Raw genomic sequence first — 23196 nt, 5'->3', positions numbered from 1 at the left:
TGGAAGCATTACATTTAGGTAATTCACAAATCAGAAATCAAACATTCCCGAAGCCGAAATATTAGAAGCCTAGCCGCTCCCCCGAACCCGCACTGAAGCGGGACCAATCCATATCCGGGGGACTATCATGATGCGCCAGCACCGCTGGGCGGCAACGACCGCCTACACTCTGATCCTTCTGGCATCCTGCCAGACCGCCGCCGTCGCGGCACAGGAAGCACCCGCTGCCGTTGCGGGCGAAGCCGCCGACGCGGGTGATGCCGGCAGCGGCCTAGGCGAAATCGTCGTCACCGCGCAGAAGCGGAAGGAAAATCTTCAGGTCACGCCGATCTCCATCTCGGTGATGCGCAATGACGACCTGATCAACCGCCATGTGACCTCGCTGGTCGATCTGGGCGATGGCGCCATCCCCTCGCTGAAGGTCGCCCCCTTCTATTCGCGCAACTCGGCGCTGATCGTGAATATTCGCGGCATCGGCGTCCTGTCGGACGGCAACCAGCCCGCCCGCGATCAGGGCGTCGGCGTCTATGTCGACGGCGTCTATCTGGGCCGCGCCCAGGGTCTGGGCACCGCCCTGTTCGACATCGAAAATGTCGAAGTGTTGAAAGGTCCGCAGGGTACGCTGTTCGGCCGCAATACCGAAGGCGGCGCCGTCAACATCACCACCAAGAAGCCGACCGGCGAATTCCACATGAACGCCACCGGCGGCATGGGCAATTATGGCCAGTATAAGGGCGAAATCCATCTCGACCTGCCCGCCTTCAACAATATTGCGGTGAAGGTCGACGGCGTTGTCGCCCATCGCGATCCGCTGGTGAAGAACCCGCTGGAAGGCGCAGCCGGCTTCAACCAATATGACAAGCAGGGCTTCCATGCCGAAGCGCTGTGGACCCCCTCCTCCACCTTCAGCGCCGATTACAGCTTCGATATTTCGAAGGATGAATCGACCTCGCTCTACCTCAATCTGGTGGCGCCGGGCACTAATACGCAGGCTGCGCTGGGCACCATCCAGCCCGATCGCGTCGGCACCGCCAATGTCGGCGTGCCTATGCAGCCCAGCGTGGGCAAGGTGCACGGCCATCGCCTGACCATGGAATGGGAAGCGGCCGACAATCTGACCTTCAAGTCGATCAGTTCCTATCGCAAGCTCAGCCAGAGCCAGTGGGACAATGGCTCTGCCGCCAGCACCATGTCGGCCACCGCTGCCACGCTGGCCGCCAACGCCGCCGGCGGCTTCACCGGCGTACAGTTCGCCCGTTACAGCCTGGCCATGTTCGATCAGAACCAGTGGAGCCAGGAATTTCAGGCGATCGGTGAAGTGGGCCGCATCAAATATGTCGGCGGCGCGCTCTATTATCAGGAGAAGGTGCATGACAATGCGCAGGCCTTCTACACCAACCAGTTCACCAATGCGGACGGCTCCGCCTATGTCCTGCGCCAGATCGATTTCGGCGCGCAGGCCATCGACCGCGAAAGCCATGTGAAGACCAAAAGCTATGGCCTGTTCGGTCAGGCGACCTGGACCCCAGATCTGCTGGACGACGCGATCCACCTGACCGGCGGCCTGCGCTGGTCGAAGGACAGCAAGCATGGCGCGCTGACGATCGTGAACAATGCCGCGCCGGTCGATCGCGACGGCAATGTCGGCCCGATCGGGCTGGACGCCAGCTGGTCGCGTGTCGACCCGATGGTCAACCTGGCCGTCGACCTGTCGAAGGACGTCCATGTCTATGGCAAGTGGAGCACCGGCTACAAGTCGGGCGGCGCCAATAGCCGATCGCAAAATTATGATGCGTTCAATCCGGAAACCGTGTCGATCTTCGAAATCGGCGCCAAGACCGAGTTTTTCGACAATCATGCCCGCTTCAACATTGCGGGCTATGCCGGCGAGTATAAGGATATTCAGGTCGATTTCAGCCGTCCCTATGAAACGGGCGGCGTCCGCACGACGCGGACAACCACGTCGACCATCAATGCCCCCGGCACCGGCGGCGTGCATGGCGTGGAAGCGGAGCTGACGGTCAACCCGCTGACGGGCCTGACGATGACCGGCAGCTGGTCCTATCAATATGTCCATATCCCCGCGACGGTGAACCCCTATCCGAACGCCGCCGGCGTGATCAGCACCATCGCGGTACCGATCTACCAGAGCTATACGCCCAAATATTCGGCCAGCGGCGCAGTGGATTATGAACTGCCGCTCAATGGTCTGACCCTGCGCGCCCATATCGACGGCAATTATGACTCGGGCTTCTATGCCGGCAATAACGACCCGGTCTACAGGGGACCGGACAATGCCGGGAACGTGTATCAGCCCAAGGGTGAGAAGTCGTTCATCGTCAACAGCCGCATTTCGGTCGGCGATATCGACCTGGGCTATGGCGACGCGAAGCTGAGCTTCGCCTTCTGGACGCGCAACCTCTTCAACGAACAGCATATGTTCTACAAATCGCTCAGCCCCACATCGGGCACCAGCGGCTTCTTCAACGAACCGCGCACTTTCGGCGGCGAAATGAACATCCGCTTCTGACGCAACGTGACGGGGGTCGATAAACGCGACCCCCGTCATTAATACGCCATATTACTATCGGACTATACCGCCATGAAACGTCTGTTCCTGCTCCCACTCCTTTCGCTTGCCGCCGCGACCGCCGCGTCGGCCGGCACGATCGAAGCGCCCACCGTCAGCCGCACGGCGCCCGGCGAAGCGACGCTAAGCTGGACCGATGCCGATCCGGTCGACATCTTCCGGTCCGACGATGTCGATGCCCCGGTCAAGGCCATGACGCTGGTGGCGAAGGCCAGTCGCGACGGCCGCGCCAGCGTCAGCATCAATCCGGGCGAGCGGCCCTATTTCCTGATCCGGGACAGCAAGTCCGGCAAGACGGTCCGCGTGGCCGAACGGCTACTGCCGCTGGAGCAGGGATCGAATTTCCGTGACATTGGCGGCTATCCGGCGGCCGGTGGCAAGCATGTCCGCTGGGGCCTGATCTACCGGTCTGGCGGCCAGCCGATGCTGACGCCGAACGATCTGACCCAGATTCAGGGCCTGCGCCTTGCCCATCTGGTCGACTTGCGATCCAGTGAGGAGCGCGTTCTGGCTCCCAGCCGGATCGAGGGCGTTCCCTATCAGGCGATCGGCTATTCGATGAGCAGCCTGCTCAAGGGCAACAACCCCGGCAATGGCGAAGGCGTCTATCGGACCATGCCGACCATGCTGGCGCCCCATCTGAAGCTGGTGTTCGCCGACCTGCTGAACCGGGATGGCGCGATCGCCTATAATTGTTCGGCCGGGCAGGATCGTACCGGCTTCGTCACCGCGATGATCCTGTCGGCGCTGGGCGTGCCGCGCGACGTGATCCTGACCGACTATCACCTCTCCACCGACTATCGCCGCCCCGAATGGGAAATGCCGAAGATCGATCCGGCCGCCCATGCCGGCGATCCGGTGGCGCAGATGTTCGCCCGCTATCAGCAGAACCCGGCCGCTGCGAAACCGCAGCCGCTCAAGACCGCGGAAGGCACCGCCTTCCTCGCTTTCGCCTTTGACGAAATCGAGAAGAAATGGGGATCGGTCGACGCCTATCTGGCGCAGGAAGCCGGCGTATCCAAAGTCGAACTCGCTGCGCTACGCGCCCATTATACGGAATAGGGAAATGGCGGGAGGGGCCATCCCCTCCCGCCTATTCCTTCACTCGACCGTAACGCTTTTCGCCAGATTGCGCGGCTGGTCGACATCGGTGCCCTTCAGCACCGCGACATGATAGGCCAGCAGTTGCACCGGCACGGCATAGACCATCGGCGCGATCAGCGGATGGACCTTGGGCATGGTGATCGTCGCCAGACATCCTTCGCCCGCCGCCTGGACCCCGTCATAGTCGGAAATCAGCACCACCTTGCCGCCGCGCGCCTGCACTTCCTGCATATTGCTGACGGTCTTCTCGAACAAAGGCCCGCTCGGCGCGATGCAGATCACCGGCACCAGTTCGTCGATCAGCGCGATCGGCCCATGCTTCATCTCGCCCGCGGCATAGCCCTCGGCATGGATATAGCTGATTTCCTTGAGCTTGAGCGCCCCTTCCAGCGCCAGCGGATAATCGGTGCCCCGGCCCAGATAGAGCACGTCGCGCGCCGGCACGATATGATGCGCCATCGCCTCGATCGCCTCGTCATAGGCCAACGCGCCGTTGATCGCGGCAGGCGCCTCGGCCAGATGGCGGACGATCTCCTTCTCGTCCTTGTCGCTCAACCTGCCCTTCGCCCGCGCCAGATTGGCGGCAAGGGCAGCCAGCACCGCCAACTGACAGGTAAACGCCTTCGTCGACGCCACGCCGATTTCCGGCCCGGCATGGGTGGGCAGCAGCAGGTCCGCCTCGCGCGCCATCGAACTGGTGGGGACGTTGACGACGACCGCGATCTTCTGCCCCTGCGCCCGCGCATAGCGTAGCGCGGCGAGCGTATCGGCCGTTTCGCCCGACTGGCTGATGAACAGGGCCAAACCGCCCTCCTCCATCACCGGTTCGCGATAGCGAAACTCCGACGCGAAATCCAAATCCACCGGCACCCGCGCAAACTGCTCGAACCAGTAGCGCGCGACCATGCCGGCATAAAAGCTGGTGCCGCAGGCGACGATGGTGACGCGGCGGATAGCCGACAGGTCGAAATCGGGGATCGGCAACGACACCCGATCGTCCATCCGTTGCAGATAGGCCTTGAGCGTCTGGGCCACGACGACCGGCTGCTCGTAAATTTCCTTCTGCATGAAATGGCGGTGATTGCCCTTGTCGATCATCGCGCCGGACACGCCGCTGATCGTCACCGGGCGTTCAACGGGGTTGTTATCCTTGTCGAAAATCTCCGCCCCATCGGCCGTGATGACGACCCAGTCGCCTTCGTCCAGATAGGCGATACGCTGCGTCAGCGGCGCAAGCGCCAGCGCATCGGAGCCCAGATAGGTTTCGCCATCGCCATAGCCCACCACCAGCGGCGACCCCAGCCGCGCACCGATCAGCATGTCGGGATGGCTACGGAAGGCGATCGCCAGCGCAAAGGCGCCATGCAGGCGCGGCAGCACCTGGCGCACCGCATCCCTGGGGCTGGCGCCCTGCTCCACCAGTTCGCTCACCAGATGAGCGACGACTTCGGTATCGGTCTGGCTATCGAACACCCGGCCCCGCCCGATCAGTTCCTCGCGCAGCGCCTTGAAATTCTCGATAATGCCATTGTGCACCAGCGCCACTTCGCCGGTTGCATGCGGGTGGGCATTGCTGGTCGTCGGCGCGCCATGGGTGGCCCAGCGGGTATGGGCGATCCCGGTCGTGCCGGGCAGCGGCTCCGCCACCAGTTCCTTCACCAGATTGTTGAGCTTCCCCTCGGCCCGGCGCCGCTCGATCGCGCCATCATGGATGGTGGCGACCCCGGCGCTGTCATAGCCGCGATATTCCAGTCGCTTGAGGCCATCGACCAGCCGCTCCGCAACCTCGTCCTTGCCAATGATACCAATGATGCCGCACATGAAGGAAAGCCCCGCCGAACAGATGAGATCGCGCCCCTATAGGGCGAAGTCGTGGCCATGCCATTAATGAAGGCGGTGCAACAGGGGCATGGCCGCAGGATGAAGAAGATTTCATCCATTTTTCACCTCCTGTTGCGACACCCCTCTGCATGACAGATCGCATCGCCTTCCAAGCCATCGCCTCTCTGCGTCCTGGCATGCGTGTGGCAGACGCCCGGGTTCGACTACAGGCCGCCGGCACCAACGGAGGTTCCAAAGATTTGCCTTGGCATGTCGGCGCACAAGATGAGCGTGTTTTCGCTATCGAATACCGCTCCGATTTTCCGGACGATATTCCCATTCTTGGCCTGAAGATGGGCGAAAATTTCCGCGCCATATCCCGGCTGTTCAAGAATGCTCGCACGATTCCGGGATGGCGTTCGACCAGTGGCCGCAGCCGCTATCACATTCCCTGCCTGAATGACGGGCTGGAACTTCTGATCGACCTTGGCGATCGTAACCAGATCGTGCAGATCACGATGCTGCGCTATGGCTGGCTTCGCGATACCTATCCAGACATCTGGCAGGCGACGAACGCCCTTGCGGAACAAATTGCGGCCCGACGGACGAAAGAGCGTCTTCAGGCAGCCGAAAATCAGGCACGCCATGATCACCAACGCGCGGTAGCGACGCAGCTTTCAATGCTGACGGACCCGGAGGAACGGCTGGATTATTGGGCTGCCAACACGCTATTATGGGGTAAAGCGGCGCCGCAACTGGTGCGCTATGCCGACTGGCTGAAGCAGGGCGATCCCGATCGCTGGCATGATGCCGCTTTGCAATGGAACTGGGATCAAGGCACCATTCCGTTGCACTGGATTGTCAGCCGCCCGGATTGCGATGCCGCCACGGCACTTGCGATTTTCTATCTGGGCGAGCCATTCGATCAGCCGGACGACAGCGACGACGGCGCATTGCTCGATTTCATCCGCAAACGGTGGGAAGGCATTGGCTATCCTTCCCACGGAATCCGCTTCGATCCGCCAGCCTATGTCGCGACAAGCGTATCCGACGATGATCTGCGGCGCGTGCCGCCATCCATGCGACTGGCTCTGCCCGGCCGTATGGTCGCCACCCTGCCCTATCATGACGGCATCCCGATCACGCTGATCCAGACGCCATCATAGCGCGGCGCTCACCGAGGCCGAATGGTGATCAGCCAGATTGTCGGCGGCGCGAACATGCGGAACGGCAGGCCGCTGGTGCCCACCCCGCCTGCGACGATCATCGCCTTGTCGCCATCGCGATACAGGCCACAGGCATAGCGGGTGCCATATTTTGACGGCACATAGATGGCGCCGATGAAAGGCATGGCGACCTGCCCGCAATGGGTATGGCCGACCAGCGTCAGCGAAGCCTTGTCCGGCAGCAGCGGAAAAACGTCCGGCCCATGTGACAGGATGACCGGCGCGCCGCCGATCTTCGCCATTGCCGCCAGCGTGCCTGCCATGTCGATCTTGCGCGTATAGATGTCCTTCAGCCCGCCGATCGCCAGCGGCCCGCGCCGCACCGCGCCATCCTGCAACAGGGTGATGCCCATGCGCGCAAAGGCCGCCTGCCAGTCCGGCCCGTTCAGCGCCCGTCGATTGAGCTTGCTGCGGCTGTCATGATTGCCCAGCACCGCGACCACGCCCATCGGCGCGCGCAGCCCGGCAAAGGGTGCGATGCTCGCCCGCGCATCATAGGTCGCCCCGCCCTTGTCATCGCCGATATAATCGCCGCCCAGCAAGATGAGGTCAGGCTTCAGCCCGTTGATCTGCGCCACGATCCGGCGCATCCGCTCCGGGCTGTTATCCGGCCCCGATAAATGCGTGTCGGTCAGCAGCGCGACGGTCAGCGGCCTGGCGGGGGCATCGGCGGGAAAAGGCAGCACGATCTCTGCCCGCTGCACGATCGGCATGGCCCCCGCATTGTGGAGCAGCCAGCCCAGAAAACCGACGATGCAAAGACACAGTGCGAGAAGGGAAAGCAGAATGTTGCGGATGCGCCGACCGCCTGCGCCGCTCCTCGCCCTCACCCTTCCCACCGCCTGCGGCGGCAGGCCCCTTCCCTCTCCCGCCGGGAGAGGGAAAGAGGCGCGAAGGCGCCGATCAGGGTGAGGGCGAAGGCGGCCCTATCCCTTCGCATTCTTCTTCGCCTGCATCCGCGCGCGGAAAGCGGCCGCCCAGCCGACCTTGCCGACCTGCTCCGGCCGAACGAGACAGAGCGAATCCGCTTCCACCGGCCGCGTCACCACGCTGCCCGCCGCCACGATCGCCCCGTCGCCGATCTTCGCGGGAGCGACCAGCGCACTGTTGGAACCGATGAAGGCCCCCGCGCCAATCTCCGTCTTATATTTGAAATAGCCGTCATAATTGCAGGTGATGGTGCCGGCGCCGATATTGGTCCCCGCCCCCACGCTCGCGTCGCCGATATAGGACAGGTGATTGACCTTCGCGCCCTCACCCAGCGTCGCCTTCTTGATCTCGACAAAATTGCCGACCTTGGCCTTGGGTCCGATATCCGCGCCCGGCCGCAGCCGCGCATAGGGACCGATATCCGCGCCGCTCGCAATCGTCGCGCCCTCCAGATGGGAAAAGGCGTGGATGACGACATTGTCTGCCACACTCACGCCCGGCCCGAACACGACATTCGGCTCCACCACCACATCGCGGCCCAGCACTGTATCATGCGCGAAGAACACCGTTTCCGGCGCCACCAGAGTCACGCCCTCGCGCATCGCATCAATCCGACGGCGCGCCTGCCACATGGATTCCACGCCCGCCAGTTCGATCCGGCTGTTCACGCCCGCCACTTCCCACGCTTCCGTCTCGATCACAGCGCTCGTGCCGCCAGGCAGCATGACGATATCGGGCAGATAATATTCACCCGCCGCATTATTGTTGCCAATCTGGTCCAGCAACACGAACAGGTCGGTCGACCGCACGGCCATCAGCCCGCTATTGCACAGGGTGACGGCCCGCTCATCCTCGCTCGCGTCCTTATACTCGACCATCTTCCCGATGATGCTCTGCCCGTCGGCGATGATCCGGCCATAGGCGGCGGCATCGTCAGGGCGGAAACCCAGCACCACCGCGCGCGGCTCGTCGCCCCGGCTGAGGCGATCCAGCATCGCCCGCATCGTGGCCGCGCTCACCAGCGGCACGTCGCCATAGAGGATCAGCACATCGCCCGCAAAACCCGCCAGCGCATCATGCGCCTGCGCCACTGCATGGCCGGTGCCCAGTTGCTGTTCCTGCACCGCGACGATCGCGCCAGTGCCGGCCACCGCCTTCTCCACCTGCTCGCGCCCCGCGCCGACCACGACCACCTGCCGCTCGGGCGCCAGTTCGGCCACGCTCGCCAGCAGGTGCAGCAGCATCGGCCGCCCGGCAATCGGGTGCAGCACCTTGTGCAGGGCAGATTTCATGCGCGTGCCCTGCCCGGCGGCAAGGATGACGACAGCGAGAGGGCGGTTAGCGGTCACTTGCGGCAAATCCCGGATTAGAAGCGGTGAACAGACATGCCCTCTGCCATGTTTGACTTGCCATTGCCACCGTCGGCGCGGCATGGCGCAGCATGGCATCGCGAAATCCGAACAGCATCCCGTCCTCCTCGATTCCCTTCGACATTGTGGGGTTCGACCTGGACGGGACATTGATCGACACCAGCGGCGATCTGGCCGCGGCGGTCAATTATGCGATCGGCACGATCGGCCGCCCTGCCTTCCCGGTCGCGGCGATCCATCCCTTCGTCGGCAAGGGCGCGAAGATCATGCTCCAGCGCGCGCTCGATGCGTCGGGCGGCTATGATGATGCGACGCTGACGGCGCTGCTGCCGATCCTGCTGGACTATTATGAGCAGAATCTCGCCCTCCATTCCCTGCCCTATCCCGGCCTGATGGCGGCGATGGATACGCTGGCGGCGCGCGGCGTGAAGCTCGCCATCTGCACCAACAAGGCGGAACGCTTCACCATCCCGCTGATGCACCAGTTGGGCCTGTCGGAACGCTTCGCCAGCATCATCGCGGGCGACACGGTGGGCGTGTCCAAGCCCGATCCTGCCCCGATCCATGAAATGATCGCGCGCGCGGGCGGCGGCCGCACCATCTTCATCGGCGACACGATCAACGACATTGCCGGCGCGAAAAATGCCGGCATCGCCAATGTCGCTGTCAGCTTCGGCTTTCTCGACGGCCCGGTGGAAAATCTGGCGGCCGACGCGGTGATCCACCATTTCGACGAACTGCTGCCGCTGCTGGAACGCTGGCCCGCATGACTCTCCGTCTGGAACGGGACGGACCGATCGCACGCTTGCTGGTCGACCGGCCCGACCGGCGCAATGCCATGACACAGGCGATGTGGACGCAACTGCCTGTCCTCGTCGGCGAAGCCATGGCCGATGATACAGTCCGCGTCCTCATCCTCGCCTCCGCCACGCCCGGCCTGTTCTGCGCGGGCGCGGACATCAACGAATTTGCCGCCTGCTCGGCCGACGCAGACTGGCGCGTCGCCAATCAGGCCGCGATCCGCTCCAGCCAATATGCCCTCACCCACGCCGAAAAGCCGGTGATCGCCGCGATCGACGGCGATTGCGTGGGCGGCGGATGCGGCCTGGCCATCGCCAGCGACCTGCGCATCGCTTCGCCCGCATCGCGCCTCGGCATCACCCCGGCGAAGCTGGGCATTGTCTATTCGCTGTTCGACACCAAATTGCTGGTCGATCTGGTCGGCCCTGCCCACGCAAAACGAATCCTCTTCACCGGCGCGCTGCATGACGCCGACGAGGCGCTGGCCATCGGCCTGATCGATCAGATCGCTACCGATCCGCTGGCGGCGGCCGACAGCCTCGCCCACACCATCGCCGCCAATGCCCAGCATAGCGTGCGATCGTCCAAGGCGATCATCCGCCGCATCCTGGACGGGCAGGCGGATGACGATGCCGCCACGCTGGCGCTGTTCCGCGACGCCTTCACCCTCCCGGACTTTGCGGAGGGCGTCGCGGCCTTCCGGGAAAAACGGCGCCCCGATTTCTGATCCCAACAGGCCCGTTGCGCTTAAAGCGTATGGCACTAAATCTGGACCACCCGCCGTTCGTCCTGAGTAGCCGCTGAGCGAAGTCGAAGCGGCGTATCGAAGGATTGGTCACGCAAGACCCTTCGATACGGGCCTTCGACAAGCTCAGTCCCCACTCAGGGCGAACGGGTCAGTTTAACGTACGATGCTCCACCAAAACCTTTTGTTAAGCATCCCGCGATAGCCTGCCCGCCACATTGCGGTTCACCGCCTCTTCCAAGGACATAACCCCCAAGTGGGTGAGAATTTCGCCTTCTTCCTGCCCATCATGATGGCCAGCTTCGGAGTCGCCTTCCTCATCGTCTGGGGATGGGGGGCGCGGGGCGCCGGCTGGTGGAGCGGCGCCTTCTTTTGCGTGGCGGGCGGCTTTGCCGTGCCCGTCGCCTTTCAGGCGCTGCCGACCCATTTATGGGGCGTGGTTGCCGACCTGCTGTTCGCCACCGGCTTCCTGCTGTTCAGCCAGGCCCTGCTCGATCGCTGGCGACCGGGCTGGATGCTGCGGCTTCGCATCGGCATCTGGGGCGGATCGGTCCTGCTCTGCGCCCTCGCTTTATGGACCGATAATCTGCCACTGGAACTGGTATCGTCCGATTTCGGCTGCTTCCTGCTCATTTCCCTGCCGCTGGTCGCCATCCACGGCCAGTTGCGTCGCGCGCCCGATCGCGCCCTTTATGCCGCCGCCGTCCTCGTCGCGCTCGACAATCTGGTGCGCGGCAGCACCGTCTCGCTGACGCTGACCGGCGGCGTCCCCTTCCGCGACAGCGAATATGCCTTCCTGATGCAGGCGCTGGCCTGCATGTTCGGCCTGTTCCTGGCCCTGTCGGCCCTCGCCGCCTGCGTGCTGGACCTGCTCGCCCGCTATCGCCACGACGCCCATGTCGATCCGCTGTCGGGCCTGCTCAACCGGCGCGGCTTCGATGACCGGATCGTGCGGCAAAGGCGCAAGGGCGGCAGCCTGATCGCCTGCGACATCGATCATTTCAAATCGGTCAATGACACGCATGGCCATGCCCTGGGCGACCGGGTGATCGTGACGCTGGCGGACATGCTGCGCACCCTGGCGCCTGCGGACAGCATCATTGCCCGTTTCGGCGGAGAGGAATTCATCCTCTTCCTCCCCGCAACCGACGCCGCCACCGCCGCCCGTATCGCCGATGCGGTCCGCCTGCATTTCGCCGAACAGGGCGCCGCCCGCCTCGGCCTCCCCCGCCCGCTCACCGCCAGCTTCGGCCTCACCACCCTGCACCGCGCCGACCCGTCCATCCACGACGCCATCGCCCGCGCCGACAGCGCCCTCTACGAAGCGAAGGAGACCGGCCGCAACCGCCTCTGCGTCCGCCGCGCACTGGCCGTGCCCGATGCGGTGCCCGCAACGGACGGGCAATTGCGGCGGGCTTGAGCGGACACTTGGCTTACAGTGCGATCAGTTGGCTGGACGCACCAAACTGGCCAAGCCGGCCTCCAAGTTGGCATAATCGCGGTCGATTAGACCATCACCAGAAAAGCATGGGCCTATCCGATCAAGCAAAAGGTGGATGGCTTCATCAAATGATCCTGCGACATGGGAACCTGTCACCCCTATAATCGCGCAGGCACCATCTTCATGGAGCAACAGATCAACTTTGCTGCTCCATGCGACTGTATTGCCGACCTTCATCCATCCTGCCGACCAGCGCTCGGACTCCGCCACGGAAAAAAGTTGGTTTTCCTGCCTTATGGAAATTGCAGTCTGATCCACCGGCTCCAGGCTTCTCGCCTGGTTCTCTGCAAAACCATATAGATAGATGCTGTTATCGAAGAAGCAGGCACCATCGGACCATAGCAGAAACGCGCGATAGGCCACAGGGATTGGCCGGACCAAAGCCTCCTCAAGTTCGTCAAGTTGACGATCCGTGACTGCCGGGAAAAGTTTATGCAGATATCCAAGCGAGCGATCGTCGGGGAGCTTTCGGATAAACCGCGCCCCGTTCGTCAGAGCCAGAGACGTCGCATCATCATATTGAAGCAGTCGATGCGCGAAAGTCGGTTCGTTCATGCCGTCACGGTGGCGCGGCCTCGCAGATCAGTCAATCAACCTGTCCTTGCTCGGTTCGGCAAATCCCATCATCCCAAAAGAAAAAGGCCCCCGCAATGCGGAGGCCCCTTCCTTAGCTTCGCAGATAGCGAACCGATCACATATGGATCGGCTTGCCGCGCACGGCCATGGCCGCTTCCTTGATCGCTTCGCTGTGCGTCGGATGCGCATGGCAGGTATAGGCGATGTCTTCGCTCGACGCGCCGAACTCCATGGCCTGCGCCGCCTGTGCGATCATCGTACCGGCGACGGTGGCGATGATCCACACGCCCAGCACCTTGTCGGTTTCGGCGTCGGCGATGATCTTCACGAAGCCGTCCGGCTCATGATTGGTCTTCGCGCGGCTGTTCGCCAGCATCGGGAACTTGCCCACCTTGATCGCGCCCTTTTCCTTGGCCGCTTCCTCGGTCAGGCCAACGCCCGCGATTTCCGGCTTGGTATAGACGACCGAGGGGATCACGTCGTGGTTCACGATGCCGGTCAGGCCGGCAATGTTTTCCGCGACGGCAATGCCTTCGTCTTCGGCCTTGTGCGCCAGCATTGGGCCGGGGATCACGTCGCCGATCGCCCAGACGCCCGGAACCTTCGTACCGAACTCATGATCGGTTTCGATCTGACCACGGGCGTTCAGTTCCAGACCGATCTTGTCGAGGCCCAGACCTTCGGTGTTGGGACGGCGGCCGATCGACACGAGGACGACATCGGCCTCGATCTTTTCAGCGTCGCCACCGGCGGCCGGTTCGACGGTCAGGGTCACGCCCTTCTTGCCGACTTCCGCGCCCGTGACCTTCGTGCCGAGCTTATATTCGAAGCCCTGCTTCTTGAAGATCTTGTTGGCTTCCTTGCGGACTTCGCCGTCCATGCCGGGCAGGATCTGGTCGAGATATTCGACCACAGTCACCTTGGCGCCCAGGCGTTTCCACACGCTGCCCAGTTCCAGACCGATCACGCCGCCACCGACGACGACCAGATGATCGGGAACCTTGTCCAGTTCCAGCGCGCCGGTCGAATCGACGATCTTGCCGCCCGCATTGTCGACCGCCACGCCCGGCAGCGGCGCAACCGACGAACCGGTGGCAATGACGATATTCTTTGCCGTCACCTTTTCACCGTTCACTTCGACGGTGTTGGCACCGGTGAAGCTGGCCAGACCCTTGAGCCAGGTCACCTTGTTCTTCTTGAACAGATATTCGATGCCGCCGGTCAGGCCCTTGACCGCGTCAACGCGCTGGCCCTGCAGGGTGGGCAGGTCGAGCGACATCTTGTCGATCTTGACGCCCAGCTTGGCGAGCGCGCCATTGGCGGCTTCGTCATAGAGTTCCGACGCATGCAGCAGCGCCTTGGACGGAATGCAGCCTACATTGAGGCAGGTGCCGCCCAGCGTTTCGCGGCTTTCGGCGCAGGCGGTCTTGAGGCCAAGCTGCGCCGCGCGGATCGCGGCGACATAGCCACCGGGGCCAGCGCCGATTACCAGGACGTCATAATCGAAATCGGACATGGGATTTTCCTCTTTCCGTCATGCCAGCGAAGGCTGGCATCTCCCTTTTCTTCTGCAAGAACAAGGGGGCACCCCGGCTCGCGCCGGGGTGACGTTAGAATGTAAGTGTTACAGGTCGATCAGCAAGCGGGTCGGATCTTCGATCGCGTTCTTGACCGCGACGAGGAAGGTCACCGCTTCGCGACCATCGACCATGCGATGATCGTAGCTGAGCGCCAGATACATCATCGGACGGATCACGATCTCACCATTGCGGACGACCGGACGGTCCTCGATACGGTGCAGGCCCAGCACGCCCGACTGGGGCGGGTTGATGATCGGGCTGGACAGCAGCGAGCCGAACACGCCGCCATTGGAGATGGTGAAGGTGCCACCCTTCATATCTTCCATGGTCAGCTTACCTTCCTTGGCCTTCTTGCCAAAGCCGCCGATGGTCTTTTCGATGTCAGCGACGCTCAGGCTTTCCGCATTGCGGATGACCGGCACGACGAGGCCCGTGGGCGCCGACACGGCGACCGAGATGTCGCAGAAGTCGTTATAGACGATCTCGTCGCCTTCGATCTGCGCATTCACGCCCGGAATGTCGCGAAGCGCCATGCAGACGGCCTTCGTGAAGAAGCCCATGAAGCCCAGACGGACGCCATGCTTCTTTTCGAACAGGTCCTTATATTTGGCGCGCGCCTCGATGATGTTGGTCATGTCGACGTCGTTATAGGTCGTCAGCAGCGCAGCGGTGTTCTGCGCTTCCTTCAGACGCTTGGCGACGGTCTGACGCAGGCGGGTCATCTTGACCCGTTCCTGCTTGCGGCTGGGGCCAGCGGCCGGGGCGTCGGCGGCAGGCGCAGCAACAACCGCACCGGCAGCAGCCTTGGCGGTGCCGGCAGCGACGGCAGCGGTGACGTCGTCCTTGGTCAGGCGGCCGTCCTTGCCGGTGCCCTTGATCTTGCTGGGGTCAAGGCCATGTTCCAGCACCAGACGGCGAACCGCCGGTGACAAGGTCAGGTTGCCGCCGTCTTCGTCGTCGGCAGCGGCCGGGGCCGATGCAGCCGGCGCCGGGGCAGCGGCTTCCGCCTTGGCGGCGGGGGCAGCGGCCGGGGCCGACGGTGCAGCGGCAGCGCCGCCCGCATTCACATAAGCCAGCAGCGCGCCGACTTCGACCGTGTCGCCTTCCTTGGCGATGATGTCGCCCAGGACGCCGGCGACCGGCGAGGGCACGTCGACCGCGACCTTGTCGGTTTCCAGGCTGACGATGGGCTCGTCGGCCTTGACGGCTTCACCGGGCTTCTTGAGCCACTGGCCCACGGTTGCTTCGGTAACGGATTCGCCCAGAGTCGGGACTTTAACTTCGGTAGCCATGAGCTTGATCAGCCTTTCTTCTGGCGACGGATTTCTTCACGAACGCTGTGACCCAGCGCATCGGCGACGAGGGCACCCTGTTCGGACACATGGCGCGACGCCAGACCCGTAGCGGGCGAGGCGGACGCCTTGCGACCAGCATAGCGGGCGCGCATCGGCGCCTTGCCAGCCTTGGCCAGAGCTTCCTCGATATAGGGTTCCACGAAGAACCATGCGCCGTTGTTACGCGGTTCTTCCTGACACCAGACGATCTCTTCCAGATTGGTCATGCGCTCGATCCGCTTGGCCAATGCGTCGGTCGCGAACGGATAAATCTGTTCGATACGAACGATCTGGACGTCCTTGTCGCCGGCGGCGTCGCGGGCATCCATCAGGTCGTAGAAGACCTTGCCCGAACACAGAACCAGACGCCTGGTATCCTTGTCGGCCGACCCGTTGGGATCGGACAGGATGCGCTTGAACTGGGTTTCGCCCTGGAAGTCCTCGGCCTTGCTGACCGCACCCTTGTGCCGCAGCAGCGACTTGGGGGCCATGATGATCAGCGGCTTGCGGAACGGACGCAGCATCTGGCGACGCAGCGCGTGGAAGTAATTGGCCGGGGTCGTGATGTTCGCGACCTGGATATTGCCTTCCGCGCACAGCTGAAGGAAGCGTTCCAGACGGGCCGAGCTATGTTCCGGACCCTGCCCTTCATAGCCGTGCGGCAACAGGCAGACGAGCCCGTTGGAGCGCAGCCACTTGGTTTCCGACGACGCAATATACTGGTCGAAGATGATCTGCGCACCGTTGGCGAAATCGCCGAACTGCGCTTCCCAGATCACCAGGCTCTTCGGATCGGCCAGTGCATAGCCATATTCATAGCCCAGCACGCCATATTCGGACAGCGGGCTATCCAGCACCTCGAACCGGCCATGCGGCACGGTCGACAGCGGGATATATTTGTTTTCGCTGTCCTGATCGGTCCAGACGGCGTGACGCTGGCTGAAGGTGCCGCGACCCGAGTCCTGACCCGACAGGCGGACGCCATAGCCTTCCGACAGCAGCGAGCCGAAGGCCAGAGCCTCACCGGTCGCCCAGTCGAAATTCTCGCCGGACTTGAACATCTCTGCCTTGGCAGCGAGCACGCGCGTCAGCGTCTTGTGAACGTTCAGCCCTTCGGGGACGGTGGTTAGCGTCTTGCCGAGGCCATCGAACAGCTTGGTGCTGATCGCCGAATCCACGCTCTGGCGCGCGGTTTCCGCGTCGGCGGGCTTGTGCAGGCCCGACCAGCGACCGGCGAACCAGTCCGCCTTGTTCGACTTATAGCTCTTGGACGCTTCGAACTCGTCTTCCAGATGCGCGACGAATTCGTCGGTCGCGCCAGCAACAAACGCATCGTCCACCACACCCTGCGTCTTCAGGCGCGAAGCATAGACTTCGCTGACCGGCGGATGCTGGCGGATTTCCTTGTACATCAGCGGCTGGGTGAAGCCCGGCTCGTCGCCTTCATTATGGCCGAAGCGGCGATAGCACCACATGTCGACCACGACGTCGCGATGGAAGGTCTGGCGATATTCCATCGCCAGTTTCGTCGCGAAGGTCACGGCTTCGGGATCATCGCCATTGACGTGCAGGATCGGCGCCTGAACACCCTTCGCCACGTCCGACGGATAGGGCGAGCCGCGCGAGAATTGCGGGCTGGTGGTGAAACCGATCTGGTTGTTGATGATGAAGTGGACGCAGCCGCCGGTATTGTAACCGGGCACGCCCGAGAAGCCGAGGCATTCCCAAACGATGCCCTGACCCGCAAAGGCGGCGTCACCGTGGATCAGCACCGGCAGGACCTGGTCATGCTTGCCCAGATCGTCGCGGAAGGTCTGCTGCGCGCGAACCTTGCCCAGAACGACCGGATCGACCGTTTCCAGATGCGACGGGTTGGGGACCAGCGACATGTGGACCTTGATGCCGTCGAACTCACGGTCGGTCGACGTACCCAGATGGTACTTCACGTCGCCCGATCCACCCACGTCTTCGGGGTTGGCGGTGCCGCCCGAAAATTCATGGAAAATGACGCGGAAGCCCTTGGCCATCACATTGGCCAGCACGTTCAGACGGCCACGATGGGCCATGCCGAACACGATCTCGCGCACGCCGGACTGGCCACCATATTTGATGACCGCTTCCAGCGCGGGGATCATGGACTCGCCACCGTCCAGGCCGAAACGCTTGGTGCCGACATATTTGCGGCCCAGGAACTTTTCATATTGCTCGCCCTGAATGACCTTGGCCAGGATCGCCTTCTTGCCCTCGGGCGTGAAGATGATTTCCTTGTCCTTGCCTTCCAGACGATCCTGAAGGAAGCGGCGCTCCTCCACGTCGGCGATGTGCATATATTCAAGGCCGACATTGCCGCAGTAATTGGCGCGCAGGATCGCGACGATTTCCGCCACGGTCGCATATTGCACGCCCAGCGAGCCGCCCAGATAGACCTTTTTGTTAAGGTCGGTCAGGCCGTGATATTCGGGGGTAAGGTCCGCCGGCAGGTCACGCTTGGTCAGGCCCAGCGGATCGAGATTGGCAGCCAGATGGCCACGCACGCGATAGGTGCGGATCAGCATCTGTGCACGGATGGCATCGTCTGCTGCGGCAACGGCGTCGGCATCCGACACGGCCTTGCCAACAGCCTTGGCGGCGGCCTTCACGGCAACCTGCATCTGGGTGGGGTCCATCGCCCCGGTCAGATCGTCGGTGTCGCTCAGCGGCCAGTTGTCACGCGCCCAGCTTGGGCCACGCTCTATCTCGAATTCCTGGTTCTCGTAACCCATTACCCTTGTCCCATCCCAGCCGCGTGCAGTCGCGGAGCGGGAAAATAGCGGCCGGGGTGCAGCCCGGCCGCTCTATATAGGGGCTGTTTAGCCCTTCAGCACTTCGACCAGCGTCGAACCCAGTTCGGACGGGCTGGCAGCAACCTTGATGCCGGCCGCTTCCATCGCTGCGATCTTGCTTTCCGCGTCGCCCTTGCCGCCCGACACGATCGCGCCGGCATGGCCCATGCGACGACCCGGAGGCGCCGTGCGGCCCGCGATGAAGCCGGCCATCGGCTTCTTGCGGCCCTTCTTGGCTTCGTCGATCAGGAACTGGGCAGCCTGCTCTTCCGCGTCGCCGCCGATTTCACCGATCATGATGATCGATTCGGTTGCGTCGTCGGCCAGGAACAGTTCCAGCACGTCGATGAAGTTGGTGCCGTTGACCGGGTCACCGCCGATGCCTACGGCCGTGGTCTGGCCCAGGCCCGCATTGGTGGTCTGGAACACGGCTTCATAGGTCAGGGTGCCGGAACGCGACACGACGCCGACCGAACCCTTGGAGAAGATCGAACCGGGCATGATGCCGATCTTGCATTCGCCGGGGGTCAGGACGCCGGGGCAGTTCGGGCCGATCAGGCGCGACTTGCTGCCCGACAGAGCGCGCTTCACGCGAACCATGTCCAGAACCGGGATGCCTTCGGTGATCGCGACGATCAGCGGGATTTCCGCGTCGATCGCTTCCAGGATCGAGTCAGCCGCGAATGGCGGCGGAACATAGATGACCGAAGCGTCGGCGCCGGTCTTGCTCTTGGCTTCGGCGACGGTGTCGAAAATCGGCAGGCCGATATGGGTCGAACCACCCTTGCCCGGCGTCACGCCACCGACCATCTGGGTGCCGTAAGCGAGAGCCTGTTCGGTATGGAAGGTGCCGGTGGCGCCCGTCATACCCTGAGTGATGACCTTGGTGTTCTTGTTCACCAGAATGGACATGCGTGTCCCTTTATCTGCTGTGGAAGTGGCACTTGGGGTCTAGAAGTCGACCCGTTCCAGGCTGCGCACTTACCTGGAACGGACCGGTGCAGGATATTTGGCTCAGGCGAGCGAGGGATCGATACCCTTGCAGGCTTCCAGCAATTCCTTGACGGCGTCGACCGACACCTGAAGATTCGCCTTGGCTTCGTCGTTCAGGTCGATTTCGATGACCTGCTCGACGCCGTCCTTGCCGATGATGACCGGGACGCCGACATAGAGATTGTCGATGCCATATTGGCCGGTCAGGTTCGCGGCGCAGGGCAGCAGGCGCTTCTTGTCGCCCAGATAGGCTTCAGCCATGGCGATCGCGCTGGTGGCGGGCGCATAGAAGGCCGAACCGGTCTTGAGCAGCGCGACGATCTCGCCGCCGCCCGAACGAGTGCGCTTGACGATGGCGTCGATGCGCTCCTGCGTCGAACGGCCCTGCTTGATGAGGTCGGGAACGGGGATGCCGGCAACGGTCGAATATTCGATGACCGGAACCATCGTGTCGCCATGGCCGCCCAGAACGAAGCTGGTGACGTCCTTGGCCGACACGTCGAATTCTTCGGCGAGGAAGTGGTTGAAACGCGAGCTGTCCAATACGCCGGCCATGCCGACGACCTTGTTGGCGGGCAGGCCCGAAAATTCGCGCAGCGCCCACACCATCGCGTCGAGCGGGTTGGTGATGCAGATGACGAAGGCGTCGGGCGCGTTGGCGGCGATGCCCTCGCCCACGGCCTTCATGACCTTCAGGTTGATGCCCAGCAGGTCGTCGCGGCTCATGCCCGGCTTGCGAGCGACACCGGCGGTGACGATGATCACGTCCGCGCCCGCAATGTCGGCATAATCGTTGGAGCCGGTGATCTTCGCGTCGAACCCTTCGACCGACGCGCACTGCGACAGGTCGAGCGCTTTGCCCTGGGGCACGCCTTCGACGACGTCGAACAATACGATGTCACCCAGGCCCTTGAGAGCCGCCAGATGCGCGAGAGTGCCGCCGATATTGCCAGCGCCAATGAGCGCGATCTTGTTACGGGCCATATGCAATCATCCTCCAAGTCTTGAACTACTGGAATTGCTGGTTCGCCTACGCCCTTCGGACCGGGGTTTCAACGGCGAAATCCCTGATATGCAAATTATCTTTGCAATTCGTTCGCAATTGCATTAAGGCCGATTCACACCCTGTCGCTACGAACTCCTACCCTGGTTCGTGGCCTTCCCTGCAGAGGTATCCTGTCGGGTGCTTTCGTGATCGAAAGCACCCGACCTGTTTCCATCAAGAAAATTGCGTTCAGATGAACGGCACGCGCAACATCGGACGGACGGATTCCGCCCGGCGATGAACTGTTTGCGATAAAGACTTTATTTGGGGCCGTGGCCCAGCGCCAGATAGTCGTCCGACTGCATTTCCATCAGGCGCGACACCGTGCGTTCGAACTCGAACGCCCCGTCGCCTTCGGGATAGAGGCGCATCGGCTCCGCATCGGCGGATGCCAGCAGCTTGACCTTATATTCATACAGCGAGTCGATCAGCGTCACGAAGCGCGCCGCCTCATTGCGATTTTCCGGCCCCAACACCGGGATGCCGACGATGATCACCGTATGATATTTGCGCGCGATCGCCAGATAGTCGGGCGCGCCCCGCGCCTCCGCGCACAACCGCTTGAAGGAAAAGACCGCGACGCCCTTCAGGCTCTTGGGCACATGCATGGTGCGCCCGCCTTGCACGACAATCTCTTCCGACGGCACCTTGGCCCGATCCTCGACCGAAAAGTCGGTCAGGCGGAAGAACGCCTCGGACAGCGCCCTGGTCGCCTCCGGACCATTGGGCACATGCCATAATTTCGAGTCGCCCAGCCGGTCGCGCCGATAATCCACCGGACCGTTCAGCGTCATCACGTCCAGCTTCACCTTTATGAGGTCGATGAAGGGCAGGAAGAGCTGGCGGTTGAGGCCGTTCTTGTAGAGTTCGTCCGGTTCGCGGTTGGACGTGGTGACGATCGTCACCCGCTTTTCCAGCAGGCCGGTGAACAGCCGCGACATGATCGCCGCATCCGCCATATTATTGACGACCATCTCGTCAAAGCACAGCAGCCGCGCTTCCTCCGCCAGCGACTCGACCACCGGCGGGATCGGATCGCCCGTCTCCGACTTGCGCGCCTCGGCAAGGCGCGCATGCACGTCGAGCATGAATTCATGGAAATGTGCGCGCTTCTTGCGCTGGACATGCACCGTGTCGAAAAACAGGTCCATCAGCATCGATTTGCCGCGCCCGACGCCACCCCACATATAGAGGCCTCGGGGCGGCTCCGGCGCCTTGCGCAGCAGCTTCCACAGCGTCGATCCGCGCGCCGGCGCCGCTTCCAGTTCCTGCTGCAACCGGTCGAGTCGTTCGGCTGCGGCCCGCTGGTCTGGGTCTGCCCGCAATTCGCCAGCCTGCACCAACGCATCATAGCGGGCAATCACATGGGTCATTTCGGGGTGGGGGCCTTGCGCAACGTGGCGGTCGACGCCGCAACCGGCTGACCATCCTGCGTGATCAGCATCCGAAGAAACATCAGCCGCCCGGTTTCCCGCAGCAACTCGACTTCGGCGAACAGGTCCGGCCCGACTTTGCCCGATCCCAGATATTGCATGGACAGGTCGATGGTGACGCCATTGATCTGCTCGACATGGCCCATCGCCCACAGGCCGCCAAAATAGGCATGGTCGGCAAAGGCGGCCAGAAAGCCGCCATGCAGCGAATCGAGTCGATTGCGATGGCTGGAGCGCGTTTCCAGACCCACCAGCGCCTTCGTCGCGCTCTCGCCGCGCATATAGCCACGGCCGATCGCCTGCAGGAAGGTATCGGGACGCGGGTCGGACCATGCGGCCCAGCCCGCCCATTTCCCTTCGGTCAGCGGTTTCCCGCCCGCAACGCCGTCGCTCGTCAACTTACAGCTGCCGTTCGACCATCATCTTCTTGGTTTCGGCGATCGCCTTGGCCGGGCTCAGGCCCTTGGGGCAGACATTCGCGCAGTTCATGATGGTGTGGCAGCGGTACAGGCGGAACGGATCTTCCAGATCGTCCAGACGCTCGCCGGTATATTCGTCGCGGCTGTCCGCCAGCCAGCGATAGGCCTGCAACAGGATCGCCGGGCCCAGGAACTTGTCGCTGTTCCACCAATAGCTGGGGCAGCTCGTCGAGCAGCAGGCGCACAGGATGCACTCGTACAGGCCATCCAGCTTCTCGCGGTCGGCGGGCGACTGGAGCCGCTCCTTGCCGCTCGGCGCGGGGCTGACGGTTTGCAGCCAGGGCTTGATGCTGTTGTACTGGGCGTAGAAATGCGTGAAGTCCGGCACCAGATCCTTGATCACGTCCATGTGCGGCAGCGGCGTGATGCGCACTTCCTTGCCGGCGCATTCATCGATCGCGGTGGTGCAGGCCAGACCGTTGCGGCCGTTCATGTTCATCGAACAGCTGCCGCAAATGCCTTCGCGGCACGACCGGCGGAAGGTCAGCGACGGATCATATTCATTCTTGATCTTCAGCAGCGCGTCCAGAACCATCGGACCGCAATTGTCCAGATCGATCTCGAACGTGTCGTAGCGCGGATTCTGACCGGAGTCGGGATCGTAGCGATAGACTTTGAAGCTGCGCACATTGGTCGCGCCGGCAGGCGCGGGATGGGTCACGCCCTTGCCGTTAATCTTGCTGTTCTTGGGCAAAGCAAATTCGGCCATCGCTCGTCGCGCCTCTTCGTCGATGTCTGTCAGTTGGGGGTCCGCATAACGAAAAATCTGCAAAGGTCCAGCGTTGAGGACCATGTTTCTGCCGCTAAACCCTTGTTGCAAATCGCTTGCAATTCCTGAGCCTTCCT

Annotated in this window: 18 protein-coding genes; 6 read left to right on the top strand and 12 right to left on the bottom strand. The window is 62.8% G+C overall.

Going from position 1 to position 23196, the window contains the following annotated elements; all coding sequences use genetic code 11:
* The first annotated feature begins 127 nt into the window (after positions 1 to 127).
* Together BMY84_RS04780 and BMY84_RS04775 are read left to right on the top strand one after the other, a co-directional pair.
* Entirely contained in the window at positions 128 to 2530 is a 2403-nt protein-coding gene (locus BMY84_RS04780; protein ID WP_093081113.1) for a TonB-dependent receptor, read from the top strand.
* Between the two features lie 72 nt (positions 2531 to 2602).
* Complete coding sequence (locus BMY84_RS04775) at positions 2603 to 3652, top strand: tyrosine-protein phosphatase (protein ID WP_093081110.1); 1050 nt, start codon at positions 2603 to 2605, stop codon at positions 3650 to 3652.
* A gap of 39 nt (positions 3653 to 3691) precedes the next feature.
* On the opposite strand, the gene glmS is transcribed toward BMY84_RS04775, so the two are convergent.
* A complete protein-coding gene (gene glmS, locus BMY84_RS04770) occupies positions 3692 to 5515 on the bottom strand; it encodes a glutamine--fructose-6-phosphate transaminase (isomerizing) (RefSeq protein WP_093081107.1) in 1824 nt (607 codons plus the stop codon).
* A gap of 353 nt (positions 5516 to 5868) precedes the next feature.
* Here glmS and BMY84_RS04765 point away from each other — a divergent pair, with 353 nt between their 5' ends.
* Complete coding sequence (locus tag BMY84_RS04765) at positions 5869 to 6681, top strand: DUF4274 domain-containing protein (protein ID WP_177203895.1); 813 nt, start codon at positions 5869 to 5871, stop codon at positions 6679 to 6681.
* A gap of 8 nt (positions 6682 to 6689) precedes the next feature.
* On the opposite strand, the gene BMY84_RS04760 is transcribed toward BMY84_RS04765, so the two are convergent.
* Positions 6690 to 7526 (bottom strand): metallophosphoesterase, encoded by an 837-nt coding sequence (locus BMY84_RS04760; protein WP_371262402.1) that lies wholly within the window; start codon positions 7524 to 7526, stop codon positions 6690 to 6692.
* 141 nt (positions 7527 to 7667) lie between these two features.
* Positions 7668 to 8963 (bottom strand): bifunctional UDP-N-acetylglucosamine diphosphorylase/glucosamine-1-phosphate N-acetyltransferase GlmU, encoded by a 1296-nt coding sequence (glmU, locus tag BMY84_RS04755; RefSeq protein WP_256215098.1) that lies wholly within the window; start codon positions 8961 to 8963, stop codon positions 7668 to 7670.
* 149 nt (positions 8964 to 9112) lie between these two features.
* Between glmU and BMY84_RS04750 the strand changes: the two genes are divergently transcribed.
* The 3 genes from BMY84_RS04750 to BMY84_RS04740 all read left to right on the top strand — a co-directional run bounded on the left by BMY84_RS04750 (position 9113) and on the right by BMY84_RS04740 (position 12007).
* Positions 9113 to 9811, top strand: coding sequence for an HAD family hydrolase (locus BMY84_RS04750; protein WP_177203894.1), 699 nt, complete (start codon positions 9113 to 9115; stop codon positions 9809 to 9811).
* A complete protein-coding gene (locus BMY84_RS04745; RefSeq protein ID WP_093081100.1) occupies positions 9808 to 10569 on the top strand; it encodes an enoyl-CoA hydratase/isomerase family protein in 762 nt (253 codons plus the stop codon). Before BMY84_RS04750 ends, BMY84_RS04745 begins: the two co-directional genes overlap by 4 nt.
* Positions 10570 to 10843: 274 nt before the next feature.
* Positions 10844 to 12007 carry a GGDEF domain-containing protein gene (locus BMY84_RS04740; protein WP_093081097.1) on the top strand — a complete coding sequence of 388 codons (1164 nt, stop codon included), beginning with the start codon at positions 10844 to 10846 and terminating at the stop codon, positions 12005 to 12007.
* A gap of 24 nt (positions 12008 to 12031) precedes the next feature.
* Here BMY84_RS04740 and BMY84_RS04735 read toward each other — a convergent pair whose 3' ends face one another.
* From BMY84_RS04735 to BMY84_RS04695, 9 genes are all read right to left on the bottom strand, one after another.
* Positions 12032 to 12643 (bottom strand): SMI1/KNR4 family protein, encoded by a 612-nt coding sequence (locus BMY84_RS04735; protein WP_093081095.1) that lies wholly within the window; start codon positions 12641 to 12643, stop codon positions 12032 to 12034.
* A gap of 136 nt (positions 12644 to 12779) precedes the next feature.
* Positions 12780 to 14180 carry a dihydrolipoyl dehydrogenase gene (gene lpdA / locus BMY84_RS04730; RefSeq protein ID WP_093081092.1) on the bottom strand — a complete coding sequence of 467 codons (1401 nt, stop codon included), beginning with the start codon at positions 14178 to 14180 and terminating at the stop codon, positions 12780 to 12782.
* A gap of 108 nt (positions 14181 to 14288) precedes the next feature.
* Positions 14289 to 15536 carry a 2-oxoglutarate dehydrogenase complex dihydrolipoyllysine-residue succinyltransferase gene (odhB, locus tag BMY84_RS04725; protein WP_093081090.1) on the bottom strand — a complete coding sequence of 416 codons (1248 nt, stop codon included), beginning with the start codon at positions 15534 to 15536 and terminating at the stop codon, positions 14289 to 14291.
* 8 nt (positions 15537 to 15544) lie between these two features.
* A complete protein-coding gene (locus tag BMY84_RS04720) occupies positions 15545 to 18340 on the bottom strand; it encodes a 2-oxoglutarate dehydrogenase E1 component (RefSeq protein WP_093081087.1) in 2796 nt (931 codons plus the stop codon).
* An 87-nt stretch (positions 18341 to 18427) separates the two neighbouring features.
* The gene (sucD, locus tag BMY84_RS04715; RefSeq protein WP_093081085.1) at positions 18428 to 19312 is read right to left on the bottom strand and encodes a succinate--CoA ligase subunit alpha; all 885 of its coding nucleotides are present in this window, start codon (positions 19310 to 19312) and stop codon (positions 18428 to 18430) included.
* A gap of 102 nt (positions 19313 to 19414) precedes the next feature.
* Positions 19415 to 20377 carry a malate dehydrogenase gene (mdh, locus tag BMY84_RS04710; protein ID WP_093081082.1) on the bottom strand — a complete coding sequence of 321 codons (963 nt, stop codon included), beginning with the start codon at positions 20375 to 20377 and terminating at the stop codon, positions 19415 to 19417.
* A 321-nt stretch (positions 20378 to 20698) separates the two neighbouring features.
* On the bottom strand, positions 20699 to 21811 hold the full coding sequence (gene zapE, locus BMY84_RS04705; RefSeq protein ID WP_093081079.1) for a cell division protein ZapE: 1113 nt from the start codon (positions 21809 to 21811) through the stop codon (positions 20699 to 20701).
* Complete coding sequence (locus BMY84_RS04700) at positions 21808 to 22269, bottom strand: PaaI family thioesterase (RefSeq protein WP_093081077.1); 462 nt, start codon at positions 22267 to 22269, stop codon at positions 21808 to 21810. Before BMY84_RS04700 ends, zapE begins: the two co-directional genes overlap by 4 nt.
* 1 nt (position 22270) lies before the next feature.
* The gene (locus BMY84_RS04695) at positions 22271 to 23059 is read right to left on the bottom strand and encodes a succinate dehydrogenase iron-sulfur subunit (protein ID WP_093081762.1); all 789 of its coding nucleotides are present in this window, start codon (positions 23057 to 23059) and stop codon (positions 22271 to 22273) included.
* Positions 23060 to 23196 lie beyond the last annotated feature (137 nt).

Source organism: Sphingobium sp. AP50 (assembly GCF_900109095.1).
Taxonomy (GTDB): Bacteria; Pseudomonadota; Alphaproteobacteria; order Sphingomonadales; family Sphingomonadaceae; genus Sphingobium.
The sequence above is the reverse complement of the archived record's forward strand: the minus strand, read 5'-3'. Positions and strand labels throughout refer to the sequence as shown.

Excerpts from the sequence above, each read along its gene's own strand:
- BMY84_RS04780 (WP_093081113.1), top strand. The coding sequence starts at position 128 with ATGATGCGCCAGCACCGCTGGGCGGCAACGACCGCCTACACTCTGATC.
- BMY84_RS04775 (WP_093081110.1), top strand. The coding sequence starts at position 2,603 with ATGAAACGTCTGTTCCTGCTCCCACTCCTTTCGCTTGCCGCCGCGACC.
- glmS (WP_093081107.1), bottom strand. The coding sequence starts at position 5,515 with ATGTGCGGCATCATTGGTATCATTGGCAAGGACGAGGTTGCGGAGCGG.
- BMY84_RS04765 (WP_177203895.1), top strand. The coding sequence starts at position 5,869 with ATGGGCGAAAATTTCCGCGCCATATCCCGGCTGTTCAAGAATGCTCGC.
- glmU (WP_256215098.1), bottom strand. The coding sequence starts at position 8,963 with ATGAAATCTGCCCTGCACAAGGTGCTGCACCCGATTGCCGGGCGGCCG.
- BMY84_RS04750 (WP_177203894.1), top strand. The coding sequence starts at position 9,113 with ATGGCATCGCGAAATCCGAACAGCATCCCGTCCTCCTCGATTCCCTTC.
- BMY84_RS04745 (WP_093081100.1), top strand. The coding sequence starts at position 9,808 with ATGACTCTCCGTCTGGAACGGGACGGACCGATCGCACGCTTGCTGGTC.
- BMY84_RS04735 (WP_093081095.1), bottom strand. The coding sequence starts at position 12,643 with ATGAACGAACCGACTTTCGCGCATCGACTGCTTCAATATGATGATGCG.
- lpdA (WP_093081092.1), bottom strand. The coding sequence starts at position 14,180 with ATGTCCGATTTCGATTATGACGTCCTGGTAATCGGCGCTGGCCCCGGT.
- odhB (WP_093081090.1), bottom strand. The coding sequence starts at position 15,536 with ATGGCTACCGAAGTTAAAGTCCCGACTCTGGGCGAATCCGTTACCGAA.
- BMY84_RS04720 (WP_093081087.1), bottom strand. The coding sequence starts at position 18,340 with ATGGGTTACGAGAACCAGGAATTCGAGATAGAGCGTGGCCCAAGCTGG.
- sucD (WP_093081085.1), bottom strand. The coding sequence starts at position 19,312 with ATGTCCATTCTGGTGAACAAGAACACCAAGGTCATCACTCAGGGTATG.
- mdh (WP_093081082.1), bottom strand. The coding sequence starts at position 20,377 with ATGGCCCGTAACAAGATCGCGCTCATTGGCGCTGGCAATATCGGCGGC.
- zapE (WP_093081079.1), bottom strand. The coding sequence starts at position 21,811 with ATGACCCATGTGATTGCCCGCTATGATGCGTTGGTGCAGGCTGGCGAA.
- BMY84_RS04695 (WP_093081762.1), bottom strand. The coding sequence starts at position 23,059 with ATGGCCGAATTTGCTTTGCCCAAGAACAGCAAGATTAACGGCAAGGGC.